This is a genomic window from Cupriavidus sp. PET2-C1 (genome assembly GCF_054515855.1).
In genome coordinates this window covers 946,422-959,874 of the sequence record NZ_CM137260.1, presented here as the reverse complement: position 1 = coordinate 959,874, position 13,453 = coordinate 946,422, and the positions used below count along the sequence as shown (strand labels likewise).

The 13,453-nt window shown below is 66.5% G+C and carries 9 protein-coding genes; 1 reads left to right on the top strand and 8 read right to left on the bottom strand.

The annotated features are described in order from the left end of the window. Positions 1–163: 163 nt before the first annotated feature. On the top strand, positions 164–637 hold the full coding sequence (locus ACX12D_RS24305; protein ID WP_459376017.1) for a hypothetical protein: 474 nt from the start codon (positions 164–166) through the stop codon (positions 635–637). Positions 638–1,291: 654 nt separating this feature from the next. Here ACX12D_RS24305 and ACX12D_RS24300 read toward each other — a convergent pair. The 8 genes from ACX12D_RS24300 to ACX12D_RS24265 all read right to left on the bottom strand — a co-directional run bounded on the left by ACX12D_RS24300 (position 1,292) and on the right by ACX12D_RS24265 (position 13,425). Continuing rightward, positions 1,292–2,125 carry a hypothetical protein gene (locus tag ACX12D_RS24300; protein ID WP_459376016.1) on the bottom strand — a complete coding sequence of 278 codons (834 nt, stop codon included), beginning with the start codon at positions 2,123–2,125 and terminating at the stop codon, positions 1,292–1,294. Between the two features lie 120 nt (positions 2,126–2,245). Continuing rightward, complete coding sequence (locus ACX12D_RS24295) at positions 2,246–3,313, bottom strand: AcrVA2 family anti-CRISPR protein (protein ID WP_459376015.1); 1,068 nt, start codon at positions 3,311–3,313, stop codon at positions 2,246–2,248. Positions 3,314–3,389: 76 nt separating this feature from the next. Further along, entirely contained in the window at positions 3,390–3,998 is a 609-nt protein-coding gene (gene tssJ, locus ACX12D_RS24290; RefSeq protein ID WP_459376014.1) for a type VI secretion system lipoprotein TssJ, read from the bottom strand. A 59-nt stretch (positions 3,999–4,057) separates the two neighbouring features. Then, positions 4,058–5,047, bottom strand: a complete 990-nt coding sequence (gene tssG / locus ACX12D_RS24285; protein ID WP_459376509.1) for a type VI secretion system baseplate subunit TssG — start codon at positions 5,045–5,047, stop codon at positions 4,058–4,060. Positions 5,048–5,121: 74 nt separating this feature from the next. Further along, positions 5,122–6,945 (bottom strand): type VI secretion system baseplate subunit TssF, encoded by a 1,824-nt coding sequence (gene tssF, locus ACX12D_RS24280; RefSeq protein WP_459376013.1) that lies wholly within the window; start codon positions 6,943–6,945, stop codon positions 5,122–5,124. Positions 6,946–6,968: 23 nt separating this feature from the next. Then, complete coding sequence (gene tssA, locus ACX12D_RS24275; RefSeq protein WP_459376012.1) at positions 6,969–8,543, bottom strand: type VI secretion system protein TssA; 1,575 nt, start codon at positions 8,541–8,543, stop codon at positions 6,969–6,971. Positions 8,544–8,599: 56 nt separating this feature from the next. Beyond that, complete coding sequence (locus ACX12D_RS24270) at positions 8,600–12,196, bottom strand: ImcF-related family protein (RefSeq protein WP_459376011.1); 3,597 nt, start codon at positions 12,194–12,196, stop codon at positions 8,600–8,602. Then, a complete protein-coding gene (locus ACX12D_RS24265) occupies positions 12,193–13,425 on the bottom strand; it encodes a hypothetical protein (protein WP_459376010.1) in 1,233 nt (410 codons plus the stop codon). Before ACX12D_RS24265 ends, ACX12D_RS24270 begins: the two co-directional genes overlap by 4 nt. Between the last annotated feature and the right edge of the window lie 28 nt (positions 13,426–13,453).

The following is a 13,453-nucleotide window of genomic DNA, read 5'->3' as shown; positions in this document are numbered from 1 at the left end:
GTCCGGGCGCCGGCAGGGCGCCCGCTCCCGCAAAAGCCAGCGCACCTGCCCGCCCGTACCGTACGGCGCCGAGCGATCCAGCCCGGCACCGCCAGTTCGTTGCAAGAACCACACCGTTGACCTTTTTTGCCGCCGCGGGAAACGGCATTGCAAAGGACATGACATGTGGCTCAACACGCTCAACACACCCGCTCGCCTTCCCAATAGCGACTTCCTGCGCCGCCATGCACGCAGGCTGCTGCGCCAGCTCCACGCCGAACAAGCCATGCAGGCGCTACCGGTAATCCGGCGCATCCACCGCGCGCAGGTACGCACGCCGGTATGCACGAATAGCGTCGCGGAACTCTACCGGCTGCGCCACACCCTGCAGCTCAAGCACTGCCTGCAACTGCTGGCGGCCGAACTGGGCTACACCAGCTGGTCCGCATGCAAACGCGACATCGACGGCCGGCCCGCCAGGGTACTGGACCGCTACCGCCTCGACCTTGGACAGTTCGGCGACTACCAGCAACTCTGGTTCGCCGACTGGCAAGGCGCCCAGGCATGGCAAGCGTCCAACGGCGGTTACGTGGTGGCGTATGGCGAGCAAGCGGCGGTACTGTTGACGGGCAACGCCATGCCGGCGATGCGTGACTGACCGGGGAAGAACTACGGCTCGGGCCGAAGACCTTGAGCAATAGAAGCCGCAGAGGATACTTGCCGGCCCGGAGGCGGGCCGGCGCTATTCTCATCTTCCATGCATCACCTAATCCGCACGTGGTCCCAGCAGGCCGCGTATCTTCTGGCCGCACAGGATCTACCGCCTTCGGATAAGCCTGCTTGCGATACCACTTCCAGGCATTCTTTCCATTGATGTCCGCGCCCCGATCCGGGCAGAGGCCGTCATGGACCACATCGAGATAGAGACGGTATACAACGGGCATCCACTTTAGCTGCCATCGGCTGTAGAGCGTCGATGCCGCGAATTCCGTGGTCATCGCGAGCGTCACGAGGCCAGGGACGACGCTGTCGAATGGCAGGGCGAACCAGGCGGCGCCATTCAGCAACGACAGATTGATGATCTGAAGCCAATCCAAGACCCGCAGGCCCATTCATTGTTTGTTTAGCATCATGTTTCGGGATCCGGTCAATAGGCCGCCATTATTTAAACGCGAACTGATTTCCCACCCGAAGCCGACTACGATCTAGCACTTATTGCCGAGGCCGCTCACAAATATTGATGCGATCGATCATGTCCTTCAGACCTGACTGGCTAACGCCATTCTTGCGAGTCAGGCCGTCAAAAACTGGATCATCGCTGGAAAACTGTTGCATCTGCCACCTCATTTTCGGGATAGAAATTACTAAATGTCATATGCGACCAACATCCGTCTATGAAACCAATACGCAATCCATTTACAGGGTTTTTTCCTGTGACATGAGCTGAATGTCGGCCCGGGCCATGTCGATCCCATGCCTCCCTCGGTAGGGGGTGTATCCACGCGATAATTCGCGGATCCACGTACAGGTCGAGATACCCTTCCACGGCGCGGCTGTCGATGCAGTCCCGCTCGGGGCTGATATCGATCTCGACCTCAACGCTCCGCCCAGGTTGCTTGTCACGTTGAGTCCGACGGCTGTATGAGTACAAACCAGTCCATGCGGGATTGGCAAAGATCCCTTGTGGCAGCAGGTCTTCGCGAAACCACAGGTCTTTGGTCCCATCGGGCATATTCGCGTAGTAAACCACCCGTTTGCCACCCGCCACATGCAAGGCGTCATAGATCGCTTGACGGCCCACATATTGATCCGGCCTGTCCATGATCTTCAAAATCCCCGCGAGCAGTTCCCGGACTTCCGGCCTCAGGCGCCTAGCGCTTTCCTCCTTGGAGTAGCCGAGTTTCGCACCAGGGAAAATCTCGGGTGGAACGCCGGCGACGTCCAACATCCAGCTTCGTCGATTGCGATCCTCTTGCTTGGCGGCCTGTGTGTTTTCCGTGCCCGCATCGGTGCCGCTCTTGGCTTGATAGGTGGCCGTGCATCCGCCGGCGAAGAGCACCGCCAATAAAGGCACGACCACAATGCTGCCAGCGCACCAGCCTTCGAAGCGGCTCGCGCACCTGAGCCACATGGCGTTCATTTTCATAGCCATTCCTGTTGGGTTGCCCCGCTATTCCTTAGGGTGCCTGTATCCCGATATCCAGGCCGAGCCACTCTCACGGCCCGCCTTTGCGCGTCAGCGCTCACGCAGACCGCGATCCCATCGCTAGCCCCCCTTCCCGGCACCCGCCTTGTCCGCCACGCCAGCACTTCGCAACGTGGGTACCAGATCGTCCGGCGTTTCGACGTTGACGGCAATGGGTGGCATCCAGCGCAAGGTGCGCTTCGCGCTATCACGCGGGCCGCTCAGGTAGGTGTGCCAGTGTGCCCGCCGGATGTGCGGGCGCGGGCCAGCGTGAGTCCCGGCACCATCGCCAGCGCCGGCGGCATCGCCAGCGGCATCAGGGCCAGCACGGCGCAGCGCGGCGCCCAGGCGCGTGGCGACGTCCCAGCGCACCGGTCGCTGCGCGGCGAACATGCGCACCCCTTTCTTGGTGCGCTTGGGCACCGGCCGCGATGGCCTGGATGCACCATCCCCGATTTCGGCGGCTTCGCTGCACAGGTACAGGAGCAGCGAGAGAATACGCGGCAGCAGCGTCAGCATATTTCGCTCAAAATCCGGTTCGACCACCATGCCGGCGTTACGCATGCTTTGAAACTGGCCGCGAATAGCCTCGCCCAATGTGCGGCGAGTCAGATCGATCGGCGAAGTGATCACGCCATCAGTGTAATTGAGCTGCAGCATCAGCACCTCGCGGCCGTCGCCGTTGTCCCACAGGTTGGCAAAGACGCCATAAACGGGAAGATGGTCCCAGTGCATGCCGGGGGTCTCTAGATAGACACACCATTCAGGCAAGTGCCGCAACAACGCCGCGGGCAATTCCCCTGTCACAGGCGTCGCGCACAAGGCATCGTAGACCGTCGGGTCGATGCGGTATATCCCCTGCGTCACGCGCCAGGCCGCCATTGACGCCGCAAGGTTAAACTCATCGAGCAGCTCCGCCGGTATCGTGTCGCCTGAGCGAAAGCCAAGCCCGCGCATCACCATGTTCCGCAGAGGCCTGTATGGAATGTAGTAGTGGTCAGGCCATACCCGCACCGCAGGATCGCGCAAGGCGCGCAACTTGTCCGTTGCCGCAAACAGGCCGGGAAAGCGCCTGCCGACGTGCGTGAGCCAGTAACCGGGATGCATCTTCGCGGCGTCGCCCGATGCCGACGGCAATGCGGCAGGCACCTGCGGCTGCGGTGCGTGCGCTGCGTTGATTGAATTCGTCATCGTCTTTCGCCTCATCAGTGAAGCGGCACCGGTATCATCCCGCGTGCCGTGACATCGGCAAGCGAGCAGCCGCTTGCACCGTGGCTGGTCTGCCCATGCCGCCGCCATCCACGGCGCCAGGACCATCAAAGCCGGCTCCCGCCAGCTCCAGCGTGCTGCCGCGCACCTCGATCCTCACCGGATCGGTCTTCTTCCACTGCTTCTTGGGCACCACCAGCTTCCAGACCGTCTCCTTGTCAGGGCTGCGGAAGAGCGCGATGACCCCGACATACTCCGCCTCGGCATGCATCGGCTCGCTCAGGCTCACGCTCGCATCGGGGCGCAGGATGACGTCCTTGGCCGCCAGCAGATCGGGCTTGAGGGAAACGAGATCATTCGTCTGCAACTGCGCATAGCTCAATTGCTCGAAGGCCTGCGGCGATTTCAACTGGTAGATCCGCACCACCGTCGACAACGATTGCCCGGCGCCGTTTGTATTTAACGACGACCGGCTGGTCAGATCGAGGCGCAGGGTCTTGACCTGCGTCGTGAAGGCCCATTTTGCCGCCTCCACCGTGCTGTCCTTTACGGCCTGGCCCACGCCGCAACCGGCTATATGCGTGGCAACCAGCAGTAGGCCGCCGTTTCGAAGCTGTCGCCTCATCGTGTTGATCCTCTTTGTGTAGCTGTAGCGTTTTGCCGCGTTTCATTGACAGTGCGGGTTCAGCGTTGCGTTGGCAGCGCCGAGCTGTGCCCGCGCCAGTTGCCGAGCTGCACACGGGTGACGCCGTCGCTGGCGCCCGTGGCTTCGGCTTCGTCGGGCTGCCTGAGCTGCGTGGTGTAGCCCAGGCTCACCTGGTCCGAATTCAAGGCCGGTGCCGGCATCAGCGCGGGCCTGACATGCATCTCCAGATGCGCGTGCGCTTCATAGCCCAGGTAGAAGCGCAACAGCGCCGTCACCTCCCGGTGCATGGCCCGGCCCGGCATCAGCCCCAGCACCGAGTCGCGGGCCTGCGGCGCGATCACCACGCGTACGGTGTTTGCGCGGTCATAAAAGCCGCGCCCGAGCACACAGTTTTCTCCCAGCGGCATCCGCTCGGTGGCATCGAGGCGTACCCACCCGGGGTAGAACTCCGCCACCGTGATGCGCGCGTCCGGCACGGCATGCTGCAGCACGCCGGCAAGGCCTTCGGCGGTGCGTGTGCGCTGGCTGGCCAGCCCTAGCATCGACAACAGCTTCCGTGTGGGGACGGTCTCTTCGGCACCCGGCTTGCCCAGGCCCAGCCCGAGCAGGCTCAGCAGGTAACACGACACGTCGTCTTGCCCGCCGTCTTGTCCGCCCTGCCGGAAGCCCACCGGATAGCGGTACTTGCGCGCGACGCGGTAGAACTGCGTGACGATCCGGTGGTGAAACAGGTCCAGGAAGGCCGCCAGCGGCTCTGCCCCGTCGCGGCGCTGGGCAATCTCGTCCACGAAGTAGGAGGGCATGCGCGCATCCACGCCGTAAAGGCCCAGGAAGGTGGTCCGTACCACCGGCGGCCGCTCGGGGTGGTCGCCATCGTGCTCCACCGCGTCAATCTCCCGCCCCGGGAAGCCCAGCCGCCCATGCGAGCGGAAACGCACCGGTTCATTGGCCGGGGAATCGGTCGTGCCCAGCGCCGGACACTGCGGCGCAGACAACTCGATCAGCTCGCAGAGCCGGAAGAAGTTCATCTGCGGCGCTTGGGCAAGCAGCGCCGGCAGCAAGGCGCTGCGCTGTGCCCCGGTTGCAGGCAGACTCGGCAGGCTCAAAACGGTGCCCCCTCTGCCTTGCTGTCGGGCCATGCCAACCGCTTGCCGCTTGGCTGCGACACGATCACCAGCCGGGTATACAGATTCAGCGTGGCGTAGAGCGACAGGAACCGGTTGAGCATCTCGCCGAAGAGCTCGACGTCGCCCTCGCCGGCGAAGCGGGTGCTGTCCAGCACCACCTCGATCTCCACGCCACGCAGCAGGCCGCCCTTGACGAGCTTTTGCAGGGGCCGGTGCCGCACGTCGGTGATGGCGTCGATGCGCCGGCGGTTCATCTCGCCTTCCGTCCAGTCGTAGAGGGCAAGACTGCCGCGCAGGACTTCGGCATCGAGCAGCGACAGGTAGTTTGGCGCCAGGTGCGACAGCACGCGCCAGTGGAAGCGGTCGGCGGTGGGCGGGTACACCGGCAGGGTCGGCGCCGTCAGGTTGCGCACGGTGCCGATGTTGGCGAACGCGTCGCGCATATGCGTGATGCCGGCCTCGCGCAGGCCCTTGCGGGGCAGCATGCCATTGGTGCCCGTGACCGACAGCGACAGCGTCTCCTCGGGCAGGGTCTGTTGCTGCTCCCAGGCATGGCCGCCCAGCACCACCCAGGTGTCGAACTTGCCCGAGGGCCCGCGGCGCATGCGGGTGTGGAAGTAGCGCTCCGGCATCTCGTGGCGCAGCATGCCACCGCGGTGGCGAAAGGCGGCGAACGGCGCGTACTCGAAGCGCGCGCCGCTCGCTGCCTCGAAGCCCCGCACGGTGTCGACCGAGTACGCTTCGACATGCTGCCCGTGTTGCTCCATGGCCCGCACCCGGTACTCGGTCTCGACGTGCGTGACCTTGATCGGATCCGCTTCCAGTCCGAACAGGTTGATGATGGGCGTGCAGAAGAGCCGCACATTCTCCGCCGAGAAGCGCAGGTCGTCGGGGAAGGGCTTGGCCAGCACCACCTCCACGTCAACATGCGCCGTATCTGGCGGGATGGCGCCCATGTCCAGCCCGACCAGGTCCACGAACATGAACTTCTCGGGAAAGGTGAAGTACTCCAGCAGCAGCTGGTAGCCACCAAAGGCATTGTCCGGCTTGGGCCACAGGCGTGCCTGCGCGTCGAAGCCGGCTGCTTCCAGCGCCAGCCCGGGCATGGCCTGGGGCGCGCCCGGGCGTTCCGCGGGGTAGCCGGGGAAGCGCACCTGCATTGCCTGCGGCTGAGCGGTGAGTGCGGCGTACAACGCCAGCGCCAATGGCCGGTCGGCATGCAGGTAGAGCCGCAGGCGCGGCACCGCCAGTTGCTCGCGCAGTGCCTGCGCCTGTGGTTCGAGCCTTAGCCGGATCACCGAGCGGCCATCCTCGCGCGCGTAGGCGTTGGCCTCGGTCAGGCGCAGCGGATACAAGTCGACCGCTTGCGTGGTCCGGTAGATGCATTCCACCGCATCGTTGCCACCGCCTGCCTGGGTGCCAAGCGGCACAGGGTCGGACAGCACCTCCAGTCCGGCCGGCAGGGTTTCGTGGCGCTGCAACGTGTCGGTGTTCGGAGACAACTCGAGGATCGACAGCGACGGGATCATGCGCAGGTAGTGCGGCCACAGCATGCTGACCAGCCCTTCGGTCAGCTCGGGCAGCTCATCGTCCAGCTTATGGCGCAGCCGCCCCATCAGGAAGGCGAAGCCCTCGAACAGCCGCTCGACATGCGGATCGCGCTCGCCGACGCGGTCGATATTGAGCATCCGTGCACGGTCGGGAAACGCCTGGGCGAACTCCTTGCCGGCTTCGCGCAGGTAGCGCATTTCCGCTTCGTAGTAACGCAGGATGTCGTTGTCTTGGGTGGGATCGGTCATGAGGCTGTCAGTTAACTCGCCGGTCAGGCGATGGCCACGGCACGGGCCGGGTCGATGGCGGTCAGCTCGCCGAGCAGGGCTTCCATGCGCTGGGCAAGCGCGCCCTTGTCCGCGTCCTTGCGCGTCATGCGGGCCTTGAGCAGCCGCAGCAGCTGTTGCTTGGCCTCGAACGCGAGCGAAGGCTCCCAGGTGGCCAGCCCAAAGCGTTGCGCGCTCATCTCGAGGGCGCCCAGCAAGTGCAACGCCGTGTCCGCGCGGCCCACACGCTCGGCCACGCGCGCCATCACCAGTTGCCGCACGAAGCGGTCGCGCTCGCCGTCCGGTGCCGGCAGGCCCTGCAGCCAGGCGAACGCGGCGTCGAGGCTCTGTTGGGCGGCGAGGTCCGCCGCCTGGGCTTCCGTCTCCGCCCAGTCGGTGCTGGCGGATGCGACCGCTACCGGCGCCATGGGCTCGCCGCGCTCGACATCGCGCACGGTGGCATGGCGCGCGATCCACGCCAATGTGGTGTCATCCGCAAACGGCGTGCCGTCCGTGAAGGCCAGTTGATCGAGGCCGGGCAGGCGTTCGAGCATGAGTGCGCAGTCGGTGGCAAGCCAGTCGCGCGCGCGGGCGTACGCGCCGCCTGCCTGATCCTGGGCCGTGAACGCGTAGTACTGCAGGTCCAGCCAGAAATGATTGGCGCCTTCGGCGAAGGCGTGCTCGACGCGGTCGAGCAGTTCCGGCCACTGCTTTTGCAGCATCAGGCGCTTGAGCTGGGCCCGCAGTTCGGCGCGCGGCGCCACCAGGCGCGTCTTGCCGCTGTGCTCGTGCGGCGGGATCTCGGTCAACGTATCCCACCGCACGCAGCGCATCAGGCGGTAGGCCGCGAGGTAGCCCTGCGGTTGCTGGCGCAGGTACTGCGCCATCTGGCGCGCCCGATCCAGCAGATCCCGGGTCGAGGCCACCTCGCCCAAGGCGGGCAGGACCGAGGCGGCCGCGGGCCCGGCTGGCGCGTCCCCACCCGGGTTGCCGGTGGCCGCCGGTGATTCGACCCGGCCCTCGAAGCGACGGATGAGCCCATCCAGCGCCGGGCGAGCCGGTTCCGGCCACTGCGCCGTGCGCTCCAGAATCAGCGCCAGTGCCGACAGGGTGCGTTCCAGCTGCGCGCCCGCCAGGCCTGGCACCCGGTCGAGCCGGTCGGTGAAGGTCGTGCCGGCCAGCCATTCGAGCGCCGCCTTGCGGCTCTCGGCCCGGGCAGGCAGCAGCCGGGCGCCAAAGCGGTCGACCAGTGCCGACAGCAGCTCGAAGCCGGCGGCGACCCCTTCCGCGCCATAGCGCCGCATGCGCCCGTAGACGTAATACACGGCCAGGCGCAAGTCCTTGGCGGTCAGCTTGAGCAGCCGCTCGGCGGACTCGACGATCAGCGTGTCGTTCACGCCGGACAGCTTGGCCACCTCATCCTTGATGGCGAGAAAGTCGTCGTCGTAGCCCGGATCGTCGCCGGCCGGGGCGTCGGGACGGATGGGTTGCAGCCATGGGTCCCAGCGCGCCTGTGTGGAGCGAGCGAGATCCGCAGGGGCACGCGCGCCGAAGAGCGCGTTGAGGAGCTTGTTGAACATGGTTTGTCGTTTGTCCCTGTTTGTCTGCGTTTTTCCCTGTTTGTCCCTGTCTATCTCTACTTGCGCAGGGCCGGTGTGGCGCGGGCCGCGGCCTGCGGCTCCCGGCCCACGAAGATCCGCGTTGGCAGCACGAAGCCCCGCAGCGCCAGCAACTCCAGCGGCCCCTGCCCGACCTCGGTGCGCATCAGGTAGCGCACCGGATAGATCACGTCCGCCGCAACGGGCGCCTGGGCGCTGCGCGCGGTCAGGCTGTCGGGATCCTCGGCGAAGGTCCGGCTGTGCGCATCGGCCTGGCGCTTGGCAGCGGCCTTCGGCGCGCCTGGCTCTGCTAACGCATCCTGCGCGTCCAGCGCTTCCGGCCTCGCCTGCCACGTCAACTGGTAGTTCGCGCTATCCACCGGTTCGATGTGCGCCCGCTCCAGCATCCGCACCAGGCCCCAGCGGCCGCCGAACTCGTAGCTCTTGTTGGTGCCGGCGCGCTCGGTTTGCCACTGCAGCCGGGTGCCCGGGTCCTGCAGGTTCTTGCCCGGCCACGTCATCGCCTGCCACGTCTCGCGCTGGTTGTAGTAGTGCAGCGTCTGTCCATCGAGGGTCAGCAGCGTGTCGGTCAGCCCCGGGGTCGGGATCGGCTTGAACTCGAAGCGGTACTGCGGCTCGCCCTGCGCCAGCAGGTGCGCCGCCAGGCGCTGCAAGGTGTTGATCGCATTGAGGAAGGCCGGATCGAAGGACTGCGCCTGCCCGCCGGTGGCTGCCGGCAGCCACTGATCGCCCTGCAGCTCGAGCACGCCCGCCAGCTGCGTGCCGAGGAAGGACCCGATCAGGCCGCTGTGCGGGCGCAGGAAGCGCGCCAGCTCGGTCAGCGAGGCATCGTTGGCGGTGTCTGCAAACGGATAGCGCCCGGCGAACGAGCGGCCCCATGTCATCGCGATGCTTTGCCGCCACGCGTCATTGAGGCTCGCCTGCGCCGGTTGCAGCACCGTCTGCGTCGCCTGCACGATGGGGCGCACGAACAGCGTCTCGCCCATGCCCGCCCACTGGCTGCCGAGGCTGGCCGCCATCAGCTGGGCATAGGCCTGGGTGTCGGCCAGTTCCGAGCCCTTGCCCTGGAACAGCGCCTGCGCCATCTGGCGGGCCTGCGCATCGGCATCGGCGCTGTTGCTGACCTGCTGCAGGCGCAAGCGCAGTGCCGTCGCGCGGTCGAGGAACCGCTGCAGGCTCAGGTCACCGCTGGTGCCCGCATGGCTGCCCCCGTTGCTGCCCGCATTGGCGCTGCCGGGCTGGCCCTGCGCCACCAGCCGCAGCACCGGGCCAAAGGCCGCACCCAGCGGCCCCGCCGCATCCGGCTTCGCCACCTCCGGCCCCGCCGGCTTCTTGCCCAACAGGTCCTGCGTCTTGGCCACCAACGTGTCGGACAGCGAGTCCTGGCGGGCGCCGGCGCCGCCCTGGTATGCGAGCGACTTCATCAGCGCGATCACCGGCGACTGGCGCGCGTCGGCCATCAGCTTGAGCTGCGCGATCGCGGCCGGCAGGGTCGGCGCCGGCTCCCATTGCAGGCTGTTCATGAAGCCCTGCCAATGCTCGGCGTAATCGGCGAAGTACTGCTCGGTCAGCGCCGCCTGCAGCGCTTCGGCCGAGCGGCTCTCAGTCTGCTGCTGCGGCGATTGCGGTTGGCCGTCGGTCAGCACCCAGTCATTGGCGATCTCCGTGCGCCTGGCGGCCTGCTCGATCGCGCTCGCCACATAGCCCTCATAGGCCTGGCGGGTGAAGACCCCGGGCACGATGGCGGTGGCTCGCACCAGCCCCCGGGGATCGGTGCCGGCGGTCAGCGCCGTCAGGGTCTGGTCCGGATACTTGCTGCCAGCGTGCTCACCAAAGGCCTGGATCACGCCCCGATAGACGGTGTCCTCGGCGTTGCGCTCCCCGATCACGGCCAGCAGCGTCTGGCGCGCGCCGGCGACCAGCTCGGGCCGCGGCTCGATGCGCCCGGCCGGGTTGGACTTCAAATGCGCCGCATAGAACTTGAGCAGGCGCTCGGCGAGGTCCTGCCGCTCGCCCGGCGTGATCCGGGCCTCGGTGGACCAATGCTGCACCAGTTGCGGGGCCAGGAAGGCTGGTTCGGCCCGTGCGGGGTTAGCCAGCATCAGATAGGTCTTGAGCGCCTGGTGGCCGCTCAGAGCCACCCGGTTGGTTGCCGCATCCAGCACCGTGGTGCGCAGTTGCGCGAGATCCACCAGGGTCCCCTCCAGATCCCGCTGCACCGGTGTGACAAGCAGCTCGCGGCTGGCCCGCGCGTAAGGCTTCCACAACGCGGCGAGGATCGCCGGGTCGCGATTCAGGCCAAAGCGGGTCGCGAGCGGCGCGTGATGCCGGGTGCGGTACGCGTAGCGCTCGATCTGCTGCTGCAAGGCAAGGAGTGCGCGCAGGCGCGCGGCCGGGTTGGGGGCCGACTGGACATCCCGAATCACTTGTTGCGCAGCGCTGACGTCTTGCGCGTTGCGCACGCCGGACACCAGCATGCCGGCGCTCCACAGGCCGATGGCCGTCAGGCCCACGACGGCAGACACCGTCACCGGGTGCCAGCCGACGCGCTGTCCCGGCTGGCGGCGGGCGGCTTCGCCCAGGTAATGCCAGAGCGGCAGGTCGGCGCAGCTCTGCACGTCCGCCTCGCCGGCGACAGGCCGCGGATACGGCGCAAAGACGATGCCGTCCACGGGGATGCGCCGGCGCTGCCGGCCCCCCAATCCGGCGATCCAGTCGGCGAGCGCCTTGCCGCGCGTGTCGAGCCGCTGGGAAAGCTCTCCCATATAGCGGTCGCGGTTGCCCGCCATCAGCTGCGCGACGACGCGCTGCGCCAGCTGGTCGCGCAGCGTGCGCAGCGCGCCCTCGATGGCGTCCGCGTCGGCCTGGCGCGGCAGTTCGCAACCGATGACCGGCATGAGGCCGTGGGCCACCGTTCTCGCCTCCGCCACATCGAGCAGGTAGACCGGGGCGGACCAGCGCAGCAATTCCGCGATGCGCGCCAGGCGCATGCCATCGGGATGGGTGCCGCGGCGCTGCGCCTGCAGATCCGCTGCACTGTCCGTTGCGAGAATCACCGCGTCCACCGGGCGGCGGCGGCGCAGCCGGTAGAGCTGCTCGAGCCAGTCGGCGTCCGGCCAGCCCTCCTTGTTGGTCTTGCTCCATAGCAACACCGCGTCGGGGGTGATCAGCCAGCCTTGTTCTGCCAGTTCGGGCAGGAGCCGGGCGATGGCGGCGTCGTCGCCGGTGAGGAGCAGCCAGGGCTGGCGGTAGCGCCAGCGCCGACCGTGATGCACGTGAAGCGCGTCACGTATTGTGGCCAGTTGCCCGGGACGCGCTGCCGGCTCGCCGCCCCCCGCCGTCGTCACCTCGCCCCGCTTGCTGGCATCGTAGTTGACCATCCACAGCTTGGCGCGCAGCAGCTGAACCTTTAGCGCCAACCATTCGTAGTACCTGGCCAGTAGCAGCGACACAATGCACCCGATCGCCAAGGAGATCTCGAAGAGCTTGACTTGCTGCCGCGACAGCCCCTGCCCCGGCCCCTCGAACCAAACCGCGAGGCCGACTGCGACAAAGAGGATCAATATCGCGATACAGAGATAGCGAGCTACTGGCTGTGGCTTGTATTCATTCATGATGGCTTGCGGCACACGAGGGCGATGCACCGATCGCCCTCCTGGATGAGGACGAGTTGCGATTGGGCGGACAGGGCGGCATTCTCGGCAGCGAGGACCGTCGCGAGCCATGCGCCCGCACTGCCAGAATTGCCGATGGTCTTCGCGAGATCCACCCATGTGACGGCATCGCCCAGGAGCGACGATGACTTGAGATGCGTGACCACCTCATCGGAAAGCGCTTGGTCCCAAACCGCACCGATGCCTTCGGCGCTGGTTCGCCCCCAACGCATTGCCAGTGCCACGGCATCCGGGGCGGACTGCGCGCTGTCCTTGGCAGGACGGTGCAAGTGCAGCACGGAACCATGCCGCGACGCGCCGGGGCGGCCCACCAGCAAAGCGACGCCCGCCTCGGCCACGCCGGCATCCAAGCGCTCACTGATGGCTCGCCTCAACTGGAGTGCGACGAGTAGCTGCACCTCGTCTGCGGGCATGCGGTCTGCCCAGGCGTCGACATCAAACAGCGACAGATGATCCGTATCGTCTGTCGTGGCGACGGGCAACTGCGGGAGGCATGCCAGTATCTTGGCTTCAAGTCGCGCGCTGACCTCATCTGCTTCCACGGATGACGCGGAGACGAGCCGTACACGTAGCCGGGTGTGCACCGGCAAGGACTCCAGACTCGCAATAACGGGGCGGAGCAAGCGGTCAAGCAGCCAGTCAGTGACGACTTTATGCCTAGCGTGTTCCGAGAGTTCATTGCCCGGGTAGAACGGCTTCTCGGGTATCGCGATCCAGCGGGCGATCACATCCGTTTCAGGGTATGCCGCACTTGGCCGGGCAGCCATCTGCATGCGCCCGCTCGCGACGCCCTCAACGCCGTTCTCTGCGTCGTCGGCAGAAAAACACCAGGCGTGGGCCAGAATCGCAAGTGGCTTGCTAGCGCGCACATGGCAGTCCTGTTCCTCGGCATCGCTCGCCCGGTTGACCGCCATGGCATCACTGCGCCGCGCATACGCGCCGGCCATGGCGACGCTCCACAGAAAAGCCCAAGCGGCCAAGGGATAGCCGATGACGCAGAGCCAGAACCAGAAGGTGTTTGTCGGCTTTGTCGCGGGCCAGAGGTAGATGACGAACGCGGCGCCCCCACCCACAATGGCGACGAAGAGGAACGTCCACCAAGCGACCGACGGGCGCGGCAGGTCCGGCACCGTGGCTCTGGGTGGTACCCGCTGAAAATCGATGGGCATTTACCGAACCGTTGCGCCGCGCCAGCGA